The 16,299-nt window shown below is 63.3% G+C and carries 13 protein-coding genes and 1 pseudogene; 5 read left to right on the top strand and 9 right to left on the bottom strand.

Annotation, left to right across the window (positions count from 1 at the left end; genetic code table 11):
- Positions 1–49 precede the first annotated feature (49 nt).
- The gene (locus CIT40_RS10060; RefSeq protein WP_094892289.1) at positions 50–1,813 is read right to left on the bottom strand and encodes an ABC transporter ATP-binding protein; all 1,764 of its coding nucleotides are present in this window, start codon (positions 1,811–1,813) and stop codon (positions 50–52) included.
- A 268-nt stretch (positions 1,814–2,081) separates the two neighbouring features.
- Between CIT40_RS10060 and CIT40_RS10055 the strand changes: the two genes are divergently transcribed.
- Entirely contained in the window at positions 2,082–3,152 is a 1,071-nt protein-coding gene (locus CIT40_RS10055) for a glycosyltransferase family 4 protein (RefSeq protein ID WP_094892288.1), read from the top strand.
- Positions 3,153–3,339: 187 nt separating this feature from the next.
- On the opposite strand, the gene CIT40_RS10050 is transcribed toward CIT40_RS10055, so the two are convergent.
- From CIT40_RS10050 to CIT40_RS10025, 6 genes and pseudogenes are all read right to left on the bottom strand, one after another.
- Complete coding sequence (locus CIT40_RS10050) at positions 3,340–5,268, bottom strand: alkyl/aryl-sulfatase (RefSeq protein WP_094892287.1); 1,929 nt, start codon at positions 5,266–5,268, stop codon at positions 3,340–3,342.
- Between the two features lie 124 nt (positions 5,269–5,392).
- Positions 5,393–6,556, bottom strand: coding sequence for a GGDEF domain-containing protein (locus tag CIT40_RS10045; protein ID WP_094892286.1), 1,164 nt, complete (start codon positions 6,554–6,556; stop codon positions 5,393–5,395).
- Positions 6,557–6,678: 122 nt separating this feature from the next.
- Positions 6,679–7,920, bottom strand: a complete 1,242-nt coding sequence (locus tag CIT40_RS10040; protein ID WP_414645423.1) for a TRAP transporter large permease — start codon at positions 7,918–7,920, stop codon at positions 6,679–6,681.
- 303 nt (positions 7,921–8,223) lie between these two features.
- Positions 8,224–8,535 (bottom strand): annotated as a pseudogene (locus tag CIT40_RS10035) (TRAP transporter small permease); the annotation flags it as partial.
- Between the two features lie 274 nt (positions 8,536–8,809).
- Positions 8,810–9,811, bottom strand: coding sequence for a DctP family TRAP transporter solute-binding subunit (locus CIT40_RS10030; protein ID WP_094892284.1), 1,002 nt, complete (start codon positions 9,809–9,811; stop codon positions 8,810–8,812).
- A 196-nt stretch (positions 9,812–10,007) separates the two neighbouring features.
- Entirely contained in the window at positions 10,008–10,778 is a 771-nt protein-coding gene (locus tag CIT40_RS10025) for a methyltransferase domain-containing protein (RefSeq protein ID WP_094892283.1), read from the bottom strand.
- 145 nt (positions 10,779–10,923) lie between these two features.
- On the opposite strand from CIT40_RS10025, the gene CIT40_RS10020 reads away from it, so the two are divergent.
- The gene (locus tag CIT40_RS10020; RefSeq protein ID WP_094892282.1) at positions 10,924–11,667 is read left to right on the top strand and encodes an SDR family NAD(P)-dependent oxidoreductase; all 744 of its coding nucleotides are present in this window, start codon (positions 10,924–10,926) and stop codon (positions 11,665–11,667) included.
- A 22-nt stretch (positions 11,668–11,689) separates the two neighbouring features.
- On the opposite strand, the gene CIT40_RS10015 is transcribed toward CIT40_RS10020, so the two are convergent.
- Positions 11,690–13,546 carry a caspase family protein gene (locus tag CIT40_RS10015; protein ID WP_094892281.1) on the bottom strand — a complete coding sequence of 619 codons (1,857 nt, stop codon included), beginning with the start codon at positions 13,544–13,546 and terminating at the stop codon, positions 11,690–11,692.
- A gap of 392 nt (positions 13,547–13,938) precedes the next feature.
- On the opposite strand from CIT40_RS10015, the gene CIT40_RS10010 reads away from it, so the two are divergent.
- The 3 genes from CIT40_RS10010 (at position 13,939) to CIT40_RS10000 (ending at position 14,962) form a co-directional block, all read left to right on the top strand.
- On the top strand, positions 13,939–14,115 hold the full coding sequence (locus CIT40_RS10010; protein ID WP_167443336.1) for a hypothetical protein: 177 nt from the start codon (positions 13,939–13,941) through the stop codon (positions 14,113–14,115).
- Positions 14,116–14,241: 126 nt separating this feature from the next.
- Positions 14,242–14,673: a pyridoxamine 5'-phosphate oxidase family protein gene (locus tag CIT40_RS10005; protein ID WP_094892280.1), complete on the top strand. Its 432-nt coding sequence runs from the start codon at positions 14,242–14,244 to the stop codon at positions 14,671–14,673.
- Positions 14,674–14,680: 7 nt separating this feature from the next.
- Positions 14,681–14,962 (top strand): hypothetical protein, encoded by a 282-nt coding sequence (locus CIT40_RS10000; protein WP_334265246.1) that lies wholly within the window; start codon positions 14,681–14,683, stop codon positions 14,960–14,962.
- An 18-nt stretch (positions 14,963–14,980) separates the two neighbouring features.
- Here the strand turns inward: CIT40_RS10000 and CIT40_RS09995 are convergent, their stop codons facing one another.
- Positions 14,981–15,910 (bottom strand): helix-turn-helix domain-containing protein, encoded by a 930-nt coding sequence (locus tag CIT40_RS09995; RefSeq protein WP_094892279.1) that lies wholly within the window; start codon positions 15,908–15,910, stop codon positions 14,981–14,983.
- Positions 15,911–16,299: the final 389 nt, after the last annotated feature.

Raw genomic sequence — 16,299 nt, 5'->3', positions numbered from 1 at the left:
CCCTGCGCTTGGTTCAAGACGCGACTGACTCGACAACGCGACTGTAGGTTTACGCTGCGGCCTGTGCGAGCCGGCTCATTTCCTGCGTGACCAGTTCACGATAGGGCCCATGGCCTTGCATCAGACGCTCGGGCGAGCCGTCCTCGATGATCTTGCCATTTCTCAGCACCACCACGCGATCGAAATTGCGCAGCGTCGCCAGCCGGTGCGCGATCGCGATCACGGTGCGGCCGCGCATCAGGCGCGACAGCGCCTCGCGGATGGCCTCCTCGGATTCGCTGTCGAGCGCCGCCGTTGCCTCGTCCAGCAGCAGGATCGGCGCATCCTTCAGGAAGGCGCGCGCGATCGCGATGCGCTGGCGCTGGCCGCCGGACATCTTGACCCCGCGGTCGCCGACCATGGTGTCGAGCCCCTCCGGCAGGCCATCGATGAAATCGCAACGCGCCGCGATCGCGGCCCGCAGCACCTCGTCATCGGTGGCGTTCGGCCGGCCATAGCGGATATTCTCGCGGATGGAACGGTGAAACAGGGAAATGTCCTGCGGCACGACCGAGATCGCCTCGCGCAGGCTGAGCTGCGTGACCTTCGAAATGTCCTGGCCGTCGATGGTGATGTTGCCCTCGTCGGTATCGTAGAAGCGCTGCAGCAGCGTGAACAGCGTGGACTTGCCGCCGCCGGACTGGCCGACCAGGCCGACACGCTGGCCGGGCTGAAGCCGCAGGCTGAAACGCTCGAAGATCTTGTCGCCGCCGGGATAGCCGAAGGTGACGTTGTTGAACGCGATCGCCGCGCCGCTCTTCACCAGCGGCTCGGCGTCGGGATGATCGCGCAGCTCGTGCGGCACCAGCAGCGTGGCAATCGCCTCTGTCAGCCGCGCGACGTGCTGGGTGACGTCCACCAGCGCCACCGCGAGATCGCGGGTGGCGCTGAGAATGGAGATGCCGAGTGTACAGACCAGCACGACGTCGCCGGTCGTCGCCTCGCCCTTCTGCCAGAGCGTGACGGCCCAGGCCATCAACGCGATCGTCAAGACCACGGTCACGGCGGCATGGAGCAACCGCAACTTCTCGAGATAACGCAGGCTGCGGCTTCGCGCGGTCAGCTCCCGGTTCACCGTCGCGTCGAACCGCTCATGCTCGTGGCCGATGCCGCAGAAGGCCCGCACCAAGGGCATGTTGCTGACGACGTCGATCATCTCGCCATCGACCACGGCGGCCTTGTCGGCGAAGTCGTCATGCAACGGCTTGCCCGCGGCGGCGAGACGGAACATCGCGAGCACCATGCCACCGGCGATGACGAGCAAGCCGAGCGCCATGTAGGGACTGACGGTTCCAATCAATGCGATCGCTGCAATTGTGGCGATGCAGGGCGGCAACACGTTCCAGACGAACATGTTTTCGACCGTGAACACGGCATTCGACGTCGCCGTGATGCGGCTCGTCAGCATGCCGGGCATGCGGTCCGAGAAATAGCTCGGTGCGTGTCCGGTCAGATGACGGAATATGTCACGCCGTAAATCACCCGTGACACGAACGAAGGTGAAGCTCGCCGTCCAGCTCGCGATCCGCCATAAAAAGTTGTCGGCAGCGATCAGCGACATGAGCAGAATGAATGCCAGCCATACACCGCCGCCTTGCGAAGGCCCCGCGGACAGGGCGTCGACCAGCGATTTGACACCATATTGGGTGCCTACGGAGCAGGCAACCGCTGCAACGACAGCGGCCAGGATCACCAGATGCGACGCCATTCGCATCCGAAGATAGCGCAAGACAAAGGCAAATGGCCTGCGCGCATATCCAGAAAGATGATCCATGTGGCTAGCGCCCCGTTCTGTTGATCTTCATTTTGTTACTTGTCGATTGAACATCGACCAGTTCGCCTCGGTTCCGGGCCAGACGATCACGACATGCAGATGCGGACGATGTGAGAAGAGGTGATGGCATCATCGCGACCACGCTGTGCCGTGGCAAAGAAGTAACGTTCAGGGAAGGAACTTCGCAAGTGCGAGAACGTTCCCAGCTTGGCATGCCGGTGCCGAGACACGGCGGGGGCTTTAACTCCATGATAGAGGAGATGGTGAGATGCGCATCGCGCAGGTAGCTCCGTTGACGGAAGCTGTTCCCCCCAAGCTGTATGGCGGCACCGAGCGGGTGGTACATTGGTTGACGGAAGAACTGGTAGCCTTGGGTCACGACGTGACACTGTTTGCCAGCGGTGACTCGCAGACATCAGCCAAGCTGGATGCGCTGTGGCCGCGAGCGCTTCGCCTCGACGGCTCCGTGCGCGATCCTAATGCGCTGCACATGGTGCTGCTGGAGCGTGTGCGGCAGAAGTGTGACGACGAGGAGTTCGACTTCCTCCACTTCCATCTCGACTATTATCCGTGGTCATTGTTCCACCGGCAGCCGACGCCGTTCCTGACCACGCTGCACGGCCGTCTTGATCTCCCGGAGCATCAGCCGGTCTTCAACACCTTCTCCAAGATGCCCGTCATCTCGATCTCCAATGCGCAGCGGCGGCCCGTGCCGCAGGCGAACTGGGTGCGGACGATTCATCACGGCCTGCCGGAGAATTTGCTGACGCCGCGGCCGGCGAAGCAGGAATATCTCGCCGTGCTCGGCCGCATCGCGCCCGAGAAGGGCGTCGACCGCGCCATCAAGATCGCGACCCATTGCGGCATTCCGCTGAAGATCGCGGCCAAGGTCGATCGTGCCGATCAGGATTACTACGACGAGCTGATCCGGCCGATGATCGAAAACAATCCGCTGGTGGAATTCATCGGCGAGATCGGCGATCACGAGAAGTCGGAATTCTTGAGCGGCGCGCTTGGCCTTTTGCTGCCGATCGACTGGCCGGAGCCGTTCGGCCTCGTGATGATCGAAGCCATGGCCTGCGGCACGCCGATCGTTGCCTTCAACCGCGGCTCGGTGCCCGAGATCATCGACGAGGGGCTGACCGGATTCGTCGTCGAGGACGTTCTCAGCGCCGCCGGCGTCGTCGGCCGCCTCGCCCAGCTCGACCGCGCCGTCATCCGCAAACAGTTCGAAACGCGTTTCACGGCACGGCGCATGGCGCTCGACTATCTCGCGGCCTACCGCAGCCTCGCCGAGGAGAAGGCGCCGCGGATCAAGCTGGTGAGCAGCGCGGAGTAGCACTTCTACACCACAGCCAGTCGAATTGCCCTCTCCCCTTGTGGGAGAGGGCTTCGAGAAGGTAGCGGCACATGCGCTTGGGTGAGGGGTTGCTTCCGCATTGAAGCTCTCGCAGTGGCGAGACACCCCTCATCCGGCGCTTCGCGCCACCTTCTCCCACAAGGGGAGAAGGGAAGAGATATTGCCCCTACCTCACCACCGCCCGCTTCGGCTCCACGATCTCGAACATCCGAGGAAACTCGTCCATCAGGCCCATCAGTTCGGCGAGCTTCATCGGGTTGCCCGCGAGCTTGACCTTGCCGGCCGCGACCGCCTCCGGAAAGCTCGTCAGCTTGGCGATCACCTCGTCGAGCGTGGAGCGCGCCAGCGTGAAGCTGGCATCGGCGCCGTCCGCCTGCACGCCCTCGGCGTAGGTCAGCGCGCAGTTCTCCAGATTGAGCACGAAGGTCTCGCCTGTATCGGAGAAATTCCAGTTCAGCACGATGTGCTTTCCTTCCGCCTTCGGACCATTGAGGCGGATGCCGAGTACGTCCCAGAGCTGCCCGGTGCGCAGCGCAGCCAGCGTTTCGCGCGGCATCGGCGGGCGCGCCGGCACCTTCGGCATGCCCAGGCGCAATTCCTGCGCGCCGAACAGATAGGCGTTGCGCCAGGTCGCGCTTTCGGCGGCGTAGCCGAGCTGCTCCAGCGTGTCGGCGAGCAGAGCGCGCGCCGCCGCATGATCAGGCTCGGCGAAGACGAGATGGCCGAGCACTTGGGCGACGAAGCGGAATTCACCCTTGTCGAAATCCGCACGCGCGCGCGCCAGGATGGCGTCGGCGCCGCCCATGTATTCGACATATTTCCTTCCGGACTGCACCGGCGGCAGCGGATCGAGATTGACCGGGTTGGCGTCGTACCAGCCGAGATATTTCTGGTAGATCGCCTTCACATTGTGCCGGATGTGGCCGTAATAGCCGCGGCCGTGCCAGGCGCCTTCCAGGCTCTTCGGCAACTGGATCGTCTCGGCGATCTCGGCGGCGGTGAGGCCGTGGTTCATCAGGCGGATGGTCTGGTCGTGCGCGAATTTGTAGAGGTCGCGCTGCTGCCGGATCATCGTGCCGATGCGCTCACGTCCCCACACCGGCCAGTGATGCTGGCCGCACATCGCCTCCGCCTTGCCGTCCCAGAGCTGCAAAGCCTCGCCCAGATATTTCGACCAGGCCAGCGCGTCGCGCACGTCGGCGCCGCGGAACGGCAGCAGATTGTGGAAATTGTGGGTGCAGTTCTCGGAGAGGTTCAGCACCCTGTAGCGCGGGATGAAGAAATGCATCTCCGCCGGCGCTTCGCTGTTCGGCGCCATCTGGAATTCGAACTCGACGCCGTCGATGACGCGCCTGTCGCCGGTCGCCATGATCAGGTCGGTCGGGCGCAGCAGCGCAACCGATCCTGCCGCCATCGACTTGCCGAGCCCGCAATCGACCTGCCCCCGCGCGCCCTTGGCGAGCAACGGCCCGAACTGATACTGGGCACGGCGCAGCATCGCGGGGCCTGCGATGATGTTCTCGGACACCGCGTGCTCCATGAACAGGTTCGGCGCGATGATCGGCACGCTGGCCGTGGCCAGCGCATCCTCCTCCAGCACGCCGCGCGCCCCGCCCCAATGGTCGGTGTGGGTGTGCGTGAAGATGACGGCCGCGACCGGCTTCAGGCCGCGATGCCTGAAATAGAGATCGAGCGCGGCCCGGGCGCCTTCGATCGAGGTCAGAGTGTCGACGACGATGACGCCGCTGTCGCCCTCGATCAGCGTCATGTTGGCGATGTCGAGCCCGCGCACCTGGTAGACGCCGGGCACGACCTCGAACAGGCCGTGCTGCATGTTCAGCCGCGACTGCCGCCACAGGCTCGGATTGACCGTGGCCGGCGCCTCTTCCGTGGACAGGAATCCGTAAGGCTCGAGGCTCCAGACCATCCGGCCCTGCGGGTTCGTGATGGCCGCATTGTCGATCGTGCCGAGGAAGCCGCGCGCGGCGTCGTCGAAATCCCGCGTGTCGGAAAACGGCAGAGCGTTCAGCATCGCCGCTTGCTGCGCGATGACGGACGCGCTCGCGTCCTTCGGCTCGTTGCTGGCTTCTGTCACGTTTGCGTCCTCCCGGCTCGTCGCAGGGCATCTAACCGCATCTCGCAGGCGATTGCCATTGCGGCAGAGGCGAAAGGACAGTGGATTCTTCTTCGCTCCTCCCCTTTGGAAGAAGCTGCGCCGTCTATGCCGCTTGCGCGGCCAATCCTTCGGTCACCGCCGCTGCAACAGCCGCTTCCGCCACCCGCAACTCGCGCGCCAGCACATAGCCGCCGCGACTTTGCTTGGCCCGGTACAGTGCCTTGTCGGAGCGCGACAGCAGCGCTTCCGCGGTGCGCCCGTCGTCCGGCGCGACGGCAACGCCGACGCTGGCGCCGAGCTCGATCACCTGTCCGTCGACGTCGTAGGGTGCGCTGATCGACTGCACGATGCGCTGCGCCATCGCCTCCGCATCAGCCGCCGCGTGCTGAACCAGGACGAATTCGTCGCCGCCCATGCGGATCAACAGGTCGTCTGGCGTGACGAGCGCCTTGAGCCGCCCGGCGACCTGCTTCAGCAGCGCGTCCCCCGCGGGATGGCCGAACCGGTCGTTGGCCTCCTTGAAGCGATCGAGATCGAGCGTATGGACCGCAACCATCCCGGCTGACAGCATCAGGGGCAGGTCCGCCGCCAGTACCGAGCGGTTGGAGACGCCGGTCATCGAATCCAAGCGCGCGAGCTGCTCGAATTTCCGCTTCAGCGTGATCTGGCTGATCGAGGCGTTGAAGCTCAACCGCACCATCTCGAAACTCGCGACCACGTACATCAGAATGAGGAGCCCGAGGCCGACGTGGCGCAGATCCGGCTGCATGAACGTGACGATCGCGGTAGGCCCGGCGATCGCAACCAGATCGAGCAGCGCCGCGACGGGACGCAGCGCCAGCCGCGCCACCACGCCGGCGCCGAAGCCGAATCCGATCCCGATCGCCATCACGGAGCAGAGCGCATCACCCAGCACGACGCTACGCGCGGCGAACACGCCAAGCACCAACGCCGTCGCAACGGTGCCGGCGATGTAGCGCCGCTCCCAGGTCGCGGCCTCGGCCCGATCGAGCTGCGGTGAACGCGTGAGACGACGGCGGAAAGCAAGAATTTCGAACAGACGGACGATCGCCACCACGACACCGGCGACCGTCAGGATCGCCGTCAAGATGTCTCCGGTCTCGTAGGTCGTGATGGCGCCGACCATTGCGAGGCAGGCGGCCGCGAGAATGTTCGGCATCGTGGTGCCGTGAAGGCCACCGATGACTTCCATATAGACGGCGTCGGAAATCGACGCCCGTCCGGATTCCATTCTGTCGAAGAACATGCCAGCTCCCATCTCCTGGCATGGTCCTACCTCACATCCGTAAAAAGGGGAGCGTCGCACCGCGCCGGCATTTTAGCGCGCGGGTTAACCGCGCGTTAGCCATGCGTGGTCCTTCGCCCACATTACATCCCGAGCAGTCTCGGCAACCACAACGACAGGCCTGGCCAGTAGGTCACCACCACCAGGAATCCCAGCATCGTCAGCAGCCACGGCCACACCGCGACCGTGAGCTCGGTGATGCCCATCTTGGCTATGCCCGATGCGACGTAGAGATTGAGGCCGACAGGCGGATGGCAGAGGCCGACCTCCATGTTGACCGTCATCAGGATGCCGAAATGAATGGGATCGATGCCGAGCTTGACCGCGACCGGAAACAGGATCGGGGCCATGATCAGGATGATCGAGGACGGCTCCATCACGTTGCCCGCAACTAGCAGCAGGAGGTTGACGATCAGCAGGAAGCCGATCCACCCCAGGCCCTGGTCGATCATCCACTGCGCCAGAGCTTGCGGCACGTTCTCGTAGGTCATCAGGAACGAGAACAGCACGGCGTTGGTGATGATATAGAGCAGCATCGCCGAAAGGTTTGCCGAGGATAGCAGCACCCGCGGCACGTCCCGCAGCTTCAAATCCTTGTAGATGAACACCGCGACGATGAAGGCGTAGACCGCGCTGACGGCGGCGGCCTCGGTCGGCGTGAACAGGCCGCTATAGATGCCCCCGATCACGATCACGATCAGCAGGATGCCCCAGATCGACTTGCGGAACGCATCGACGCGCTGCATGAACGTCGCCTTCGGCATCCGCGGATAGTCGTTGCGCCAGGCCCGGTAGAAGGTCGTAGCCCCAAGCAGGAGCGCGAGCACGAGTCCTGGTATGATGCCCGCGATGAACAGCTTGCCCACCGAACTGTTGGTGGAGACGGCGTAGAGAACCATCGGGATCGACGGCGGAATGAGAATTCCGAGCGAGCCCGACGTCGTGATCACGCCGGCGCCGAACCGCTTCGGGAAGCCTTGCGCGACCATCGCAGGCAGGATCACCGAGCCGATCGCCACCACGGTTGCCGGCGAAGAGCCGGAGATCGCGGCGAACAGCGCGCAGGCGACCACCCCCGACAGCGCCAGACCGCCGTACCAATGGCCGACCAGCGAGGTTGCGAAATTGATCATCCGCCGCGCCACGCCGCCATGGGTCAGGAAGTTTCCGGCGAGGATGAAGAACGGGATCGCCATGATCTCGAAATTCTCGATGCCGGTGAACAGCTTCAGCGCCACCGATTCCGTTCGCACATCGGTCAGCGTGAACATGAAGCTGAGCACGGTGAGACCGAGCGCGATCGAGATCGGCATGCCCGTCAGCATCAAGGACAGCAGCAGCGCGAACACGATGACGACGCGCAGACCCTGCGGCAGCGTGATGACGTGAGCCGAATGAGCGAAGCACAAGGCGACGATCAGGACCGGCAGCAGCATCAGGATCCAGCCGAGCGGGCTGCGCTCGTCCCGGACGACCTGGGTGGGCGTCACCGGGGCAGGATGCACCGGATCCACCTCGACGCCTTCGACGCCGGCCATGTCGTGATGCGGCAGCTCGCCGGTCCGGTAGAACGACCAGGCGACCTGCAGGAAGCGGAAGCACATCAGGCCGGAGCCGAGCGGGATGGTGAGATACACCATCCACATCGGCGCCTCGAGATCGTTGGACTGCTGGCCGGTCTGCCACATCTGGCCGACGAAAGCGGCGCCGAAATAGGCGACGATGGCGGTGAAGAGCGCGCCGCACAACAAGCCAAAGGTGATGACGCGCCGGCGCGACCCGCCGGGCAGGATGTTGACCAGCACGTCGACGCCGACATGGATGCCGGTCCGCACGCCATAGGCGGCGCCGAACTTCGCCATCCAGATGAACATGTAGATGCAGAGTTCCTGCGCCCAGGACAGATCGAGCGCGGCGAGCCAGACGAACGCAGCCCGCATCGGGACGGCGAGGAAGGTCAGGTTGCGGGCTTCCGCCCATTTGGCGATGTCGATCGAAAGCCCGGCGCCGTAGCGGTGCAGCACGGCGACGAAGATGAGCGACGTCGCAGCCGCGATCATCGTCGCGATCAGCCATTCCTCGAGATGATCGAGCACACGATTCAGCACACGCAGCAACTTCGTCCCCCCAGCATTGGCTCGTCCATTCAAGAGCGAAACGGCCGGGAGTGCGATCACCCCCGACCGTTGCTATGTTCTTGTTGGGACGCGGCCGTCAGTTCATCTTGACGTCGAGTTCCTTGGCGACGAGATCGAGCACCTCTTGCCCGACCCTGCCCTTTGCCCATTTATAGGTCGGCTGCATCGCCTCCTGCCAGGCCTTGCGATCGGCGTCGGTCAGATAATGCAGCGTTGTCTTGCCGGTCTTCTTGATTTCGGCCAGCGCGTCCTCGTTCTCCTTGCGCGCGATCGAATTGGTGTAGTCGGTCGCATCCGCCATCGCCTTGTCGAGCTGGGTACGGATGTCGGGCGGCAGCCCCGACCAGAATTTCGAATTGACGATGACGGCATATTGCAGATGCGCGTGATAGGACACGGTGATGTCCTTCTGCACCTCGTAGAATTTCTGCGTCAGGTAGTTGGACGCAGTGTTCTCGCAGCCGTCCACCACGCCGGTCTGCAGCGCCTGGTAGACTTCGGAGAACGCCATGATCTGCGGGATCGTCCCGAGCAGGCGGAAATACTGGTCCGCGACCTTCGATCCGGAGATGCGGACCTTCAAGCCCTGGAAATCGGTCGGCTTCACCAGCGGGCGATTCGAAGAGACCATGTGGAAGCCATTGTCCCAATAAGCGAGCCCCGTTATCCCCTTGGCCTCGAGCTTCTGGAACAGCCACTTTCCAACCGTGCCCTTCATCGCGTTGGAATAGGTCTGGTCGTCCTTGAACAGCCAGGGCAGGTCGAGCGCCTCGAACTCCTTGATGCCGAGCGGCGCGAATTTCGCGGTCGAGGGCGCAAGTATCTGCACCGAGCCGAGCTGCAGCGCCTCGATCTCTTCCTTGTCCTTGTAGAGCGTGGAGTTCGGGTAGATCTCGACCTTGACCTTGCCGTCGGTGTATTTCTCGGCGAGTTCCTTGAACTTCAGCGCACCCTTCCCTTTCGGGGTGTCGTTGGCGACGACGTGGCTGAATTTGATGACGATCGGAGTTTGCGCCTGCCCAACGGCAGGGGCCAGAACCAGCGCGGCCGCCGCGACCGCGAGAAGCAGTTTGCGCATGAAGACCTCCCCAACAACCTCGAAAATCGAGTTCTTTTTGTTTTACAGGTTAGTAGTGGCAGTAATCCGCAAGCCGAACAACTAGACCTAAGCCCAATTTGCCGCAGCCAAGCTATCTTGACGAAAGCTGCCTACGCAACCCGCCATCCGCGCCCGTTCAACCGAACGAGCGCTTATGTCGCATTGCGGCAAGGCCTCAGTTCTTGCGCTGGGCGACCATGAACAGGCGACGGAACGGGAACAGGGTCTGCCCCGCCGCATTCTTCGGATAGGCCTTCGCAACCCGCGCGCCGTAGGCGGCTTCGAATGCGGTCTTCTCCTCGCCTGCGAGCACGTCGAGATAGCGCGTCAGCCAGGTCCCCTTGGTCCATTCCTTGACGGGGTTCTCGCCTTCGAGCACCTGCAGATATTCGGTCTCCCAGATGTCGATATTATCAGACATCGGCGCAAGCAGATCATGATAGAAGGCCGGCCCCTCGACCGGCGGCGGCGTGACCAGATGCTCGACCTTGGACCGCCACGGACCATCGAGCGCGGTCTCGCCGATCAGCACATGGGAGGGCGCCAGAAAGTTGCGCGGCATCTGCACCGCAAGCATGCCGCCAGGCTTCACCTTCTCCATGACCGACGGAAACAATGCCGCATGATTGGGCAACCAGTGCAGTGCGGCATTGGAATAGATCAGGTCAAATCGCCCGGCCGGGCGCCAATGGCCGAGGTCTTCATGAGACCATTCCACATTCGGCGCCGCCTTGCGCCCCGCCGCGACCATTTCGGCTGAGCCCTCGACGCCGGTCACGCTCGCTTCAGGCCAACGCTCCTTGATCAGTTTCGTCACGTTGCCGGCGCCCGCGCCGAGATCGGCGATTTCGCGCGGGCCAAAATCCGGAATCCGCATCAGGAGGTCTACGGCGGGCCGCAGCCGGTGGCCGGAGAATTTCAGATATTGCTGCGGATCCCAGACCATCGCTCAACGCCTTCTTTTTTTCGTGTTTCCTTCAACGCCGCTCTTGGTTACCACTGCTCGTCCCGCTCAGGCAATTCGCAAGGCCCGCGGGACGGGCAGGAAACGACCAGCAACAAGCAAGAACCAGACAAGAGAGCGTGTGACCATGGACCTCGGGCTCAAATCGAAAACCGCTGTCGTCACCGGCGCGAGCATCGGCATCGGCCGCGCCATCGCCAAGGGCCTCGCCGCCGAGGGCGTGCGCGTCGTCGGCGTGGCGCGGCGCACCGATCTTCTCGCCGAGCTGGTGAAGGAGGAAGGCTCCGGGCTGATCACGCCGTTCGAGCAGGACGTGATGGCGAAGGATGCGGCCGAGCGGATCGCAGCCTTCGCGCAGAAGGAGCTCGGTCATGTCGACATTCTCATCAACAATGCCGGCGGCAGCCGTCCGCTGCCGGTCGATGCGCCTGACAGCAAATGGGACGAGGCGTTCGCGCTGAACTTCACCAGCTACCGCCGCATCGCGCATGCGCTGCTGCCGCAGATGATCGCGCGCAAATGGGGCCGCATCGTCAACATCACCGGCAAGTCCGAACCCGAGGGCCTCAACGCCGCCTTCGCCGCCAAGGCAGCGGTCCACGCCTGGGCCAAGGGCCTGTCGCGCGAGATCGGCGAGCACGGCATCACCATCAACTGCATCCCGCCCGGCCGCATCATGAGCGAGCAGATCCGCCGCAACTACGCGCCTGATTATCGCGAGCGCTTTGCCGAGGAAGAGATTCCCGTCGGCTATTGGGGCGAGCCGGAAGATCTGGCGGCACTCGCGGTGTTCCTGGCCTCACCGGTGGCGCGCTACATCACGGGAACGGTGATCCCGGTGGATGGGGGCTTGCGGCGGTATCAGTTTTAGCAGTGCAGCGCCCGTCACCGCATCAATTGCACACCTCGCGCGAGCGCCCGCTGATCCCGGCTGCGTTGCCAATCCCGGCGGTGCTGTCGGCAACGAGTCTACAGCCGCGAGCGACGGGACGGCAGCCGGCCTGATTGCAGATCATCTGGCCTGATGACTGGGGCTTGGCGGGCGCCGCTTCGTCGCTCTTGCGTTCAGCATCGCGCGCCCTGGACTGATCGCGGCTCGCCGTGGGCTTTTTGTCCTGAACCTTCTCGCATTCGTTGTCGTCATTGACGCGATAGCCGGCACGGCAGGCGATCTTGACGCAATTGTCGCCGTCGGCCCTGAAACCTCGGTCGCAGATCAGCGGACAAACCCGCCCCGGCTTGGCCTTGACCGCATCAAGCGCGTCGATCGTGGCATTGTTCGCCTCGAGCTTGGTGCCTGCGTATTTGTTGAACATCGCGAGGGACCGCTGCGAGGACGCCTTCCAGTCGCCGTCGGCAGGCGCAGAGAGGCATCCGACGCGCCGCAATTCCGTCTGCACCGCCTTCGCCATCTCTTGCGGCGACAAGCTCGGCTGAGACGACGTCGGCGCAACAGTCGCAACCTTCAGCTCTCCACCGTCCTGCGCCTTCCTGGCGGCCGCCTCCTTCGCGGCCAGTTCGGCAGCCGCCTTGTCGTTGGCGATCTTGTCGGCCAACGCTTTCTCCGCAACCGCCTTGTCGGCCAAGGCCTTTGCCACCGCGGCCTCCGCCTCCTTGCGCCGTTGTTCTGCCGCGGCGGCCCTGGCCTCCTCGACCTGCTTCGCTTTCTCCGCGGCGATCCGGGCATTCTCTGCGGCCTTCGCCGCCGCGGCGGCTTTGTCCTGCTCCGCCTTCTGGGCTCTATCCGCTGCGAGCCGCGCCTTCTCCTCCTCAGCCAGCCGCGCCTTCTCCGTGGCTGCGGCACGCGCCTCTTCGGCCGCGATGCGATTCAGCTGCCCCTTTGCAAGGCTGGCGTAAAACCCATCCGGATATTGAGCCAGGAATGCGGCCCAGACTTCCCGGGTGCCGATTTGAAGCGCGAGCTCATAATCCCGGCGGACCGCATCCTGAGGGTTCGGCTGCGGCGCGGTGACGACTGGTTTTGCCGCAACCAAAGGCACGTCGTCCCCACCAAGGGAACCGTAAACATAGGGCTCCTGCTTGTAGCCGGTGCTCTTGAGCACATCGTCGCGGACGAAACCGAAGGCCTTGCGAAGATCAAGTCCGGGGATCGGCAACCGCTCAACGAGAGCCGCGGCGAAGGGGCTATTCCTGGAATCACCGTCCGAGGCTGTCGACCCCGCCTTCGCCGCGAAGGCGATCATCGTGTTCGGGCTGGTCAGTTCCACCTTGGCAAGGCCGCGTCCAATGGCACGGGCGGCAACCGTCCGCTTCATCGTCTTCGCGAACGGATTGTCGCGACACGCGTCCAGAATGATGAGTCGGAGCTGCTTCGCAGGCTCGACGGCGAACAGCGCACGGTCGAGACCTACGGTCTCGTCGAGAACGTCGCTGTCAGTTTCCAGCGTGGCGTCGATGGGGATCAGGTAATTCGTCCCGTCAAGCTCGATGCCATGCCCCGCATAATAGATGACAGCAACGTCGGCATCCCGCGCCCGTGCACCAAAGTCCCGCAGAGCCTTGCGCATTTCTGCGCCGTTGAGATCGGTCCTGGCGTCGACCCAGTCAAATCCGGCCTTCTTGAACATTGCACCGACCAGGGCTGCGTCGTTTGACGGATTGGTGAGCCTGGCGACGCTCTTATAGGCCGAATTGCCAACCACCAGCGCGACGCGGCGCTCGGCTTGCGCTACACCACAGCTGAGACAGATGAAGAAAAAGAACAGTGAAAACCAGCGAAGAGCGCCCATCGCGGCCCCGAATATGAATGCGCAGCCTAAGCCCAGCCTGCCAAAAGGCAAGCGCAGTGGCTGTGACATCGATCACAGGCAAGGCATACTTATGTTGAACAATTGTCGCAGCGCGCGCATCCTACGCCAAGGCAACTCCGGAGAGCCGGGGATCCATACCGAGGCCCCCCATCATCTTTACGCGAGACTGAAGAGCTGAAGCCGACGCGAGAGGAAAACTTCACTCTCGTTGCAATGTGGCGCCCCGCGAGGTGTCGAGACCCTGCTTGGGAGCGGGCGGCCGCCCCACATTGCCTTCACGCATCGTCCCTTGGGTCCTCGCTTGTGCAGCTGTCTGACGGCGGAACGGTCACCCCGCCAACGCGTTGTCTCCCATATAGAAGGAGAACATCATGAGCGTTGAAGGCAAGATCAAGGAAGGCGCCGGCTACATCAAGGAAGAGATGAACGAGCACGGCAAGGATCCCGCGAGCCAGCGCAAGGCTCAAGAGGGACGCGATCTTCGCAACGAGGGCCGCGTGGAAGACGGCAAGGCCCCGAAGACCACCAAGCCCGGCACGGGTCACTGATCCCGACTGATTTCAAAACCGCCCCTGACCATGTCGGGGGCGGTTTTCTTTTGGGCGGGAGAGCCGGGCCGAAAGGGAACGTGGGCTTGTTCGCGCCGTTGCCTAGGCCAGACCGGAGGACAATTCATGGACAAGACTGAACTCGCCGAGATCGCAAAGGACATGGCCGGCATCGACATCGCCATTCTCTCGACCCATACCGACAACGGCGAGATCGCCAATCGTCCGATGAGCAACAATGGTGACGTCTCCTACGATGGCACGTCCTATTACTTCGCCTACGAGCAGACGCGCACCGTATCGGACATCCAACGAAATCCGAAAGTCGCGCTCGGATTTTCATCGGAAGCAGGGCTCTTCTCGGAGGGGATCTACGTGGCCGTCGAAGGCACGGCCGAGCTGATTCGCGACAAGGGCGCCTTCCAGCGGCACTGGACCAGCGATCTCGATGAATGGTTCGATAAGGGTATCGACACGCCAGGCATCATTCTGATCAAGGTCAAGGCCAGCCGCATCACCTATTGGAAGGGACGCGAGGAAGGTGAAGTCGTGCTCTGATCGGCCCGTGATCGTGCGCCGATTGCTCGATTGGTTCTTTCGGAGCCGCGACACCGGTGCCATCACCATCGCGCAGTGGCCCAATCTCGTTCTATGGATCGTGATCGTCGCGGGCCTTCTGCTTTGGATTTGGCCTTCCCAGGGCAGTGCCAGTTTCGTCCTCACGATGGTCGTGAAAGGCGGACTCGTCATCTGGGGCGCCGACGAGATTATCCGCGGCGTCAATCCCTGGCGTCGCTGTCTCGGCGCCGCCGTCGTGGTCTACGAGGTGATCACGCTTGTGCCGTAAGGGCGGGACGAAGAGTGCCTAACCTTCGCCGCTTACTGTACCCAGCGCATCGCGCCGCCATGCACCCGGGCTGACGCCTGCTATCGCGGAGAAGACCCGCGTGAAGTGGCTCTGGTTGGCAAAGCCGACCGAAATAGCAACCTCGGAAAGCGACGGACCGCGCTTACTCAGCAGCCGCTTGGCGGTTCTCACGCGATGATGCAGGAGCCAGCGATACGGCGGCAGGCCGGTCGCAGCGCGAAACGCACGCGAGAAATGGCTGACGGAGAGGCCGAGCTCCGTAGCGATAGCCTGCAACGGCACCTTGCCGCCGAGATCTGCTTCAAGTTTGTCGCATGCGCGCGCAAGCTGCCATGGTGCAAGCGCGCCGCGGCTGGTCTCGACCTTGTGTTGAAACCCTCCGTAGGTTTCCGCGACATGAGCCGTAAGCGCCAGCATCATGTGATCGATGAAGAGCTGGTTGGCCTCGTCCGGCCGGCGCAGTCCCTCGCGCAAGCAAGCGCCGATATGACGGACGACGGCATCATCGTGTCCGACGGGACTGCAGTCGAGCGCATCGATGCGCCGCGCCCCCGATTGATCGGCGAGACCATCGAGCGCCGGACGCGGCACGTAGAAATGCAGCGAGTGAAACGGCTTGTCGATCAAGTAGCGGGGGTCGGCCTTGAGATCGTACAGATAGGTCGTGCCGGCATGGACATCGGCCTTCGTGAGGTGGCGACCTTGCTCCCAGATCTCGCACTCCGGATAGTCGCGCAATTTCAGGCTGACGAGATAGGCATCCTCCGCGGCAAACGAACCGGACAGACCCACCATGGGATCGTCGTTCCGCGTTTCTGTCACTGCGATCTCGGCATTGCGCAGTGACCGGGTCATCAGCGTGGGCGGCACTTCACCGAGACGGAGGAATGCTCCGACCCGTTCACCGTACGCACCTGTCCTGATCATCCCATGTCTCTTCTGTGAGCCGAGGAGCAGGCCACAGCAACCTGCCGTTTCGAGAGTCGTATATGGGTATTCACCCACCGCTGTCCACGATTGACGACGTCGCACTCCGGAGGGCCATTTGCTTCGCCCCACGATCGATTCTCGGCAGAATTCGTCAAACATTTCAGAGCGATCGGTTGGTGCCCTGACGCCGTGAGGGGCCGTCCGAACCGAGACGTCGACATCACGGCTTTTCACAAACGCACGCAAGCGGCGCGCCCGGGCCTGCGCGAAGCAGGATCAGGCAGCGCACGGCAGGATCAGGAAAGACACAGGTCTTCGCGCCGCTTAGAACCCGTAGATCAACGGCATCGGAACCTCGACGCATCGCCTCCGGACCCGATCCAGCC

Source organism: Bradyrhizobium amphicarpaeae, assembly GCF_002266435.3.
GTDB classification, from domain to species: Bacteria; Pseudomonadota; Alphaproteobacteria; order Rhizobiales; family Xanthobacteraceae; genus Bradyrhizobium; species Bradyrhizobium amphicarpaeae.
The sequence above is the reverse complement of the archived record's forward strand: the minus strand, read 5'-3'. Positions and strand labels throughout refer to the sequence as shown.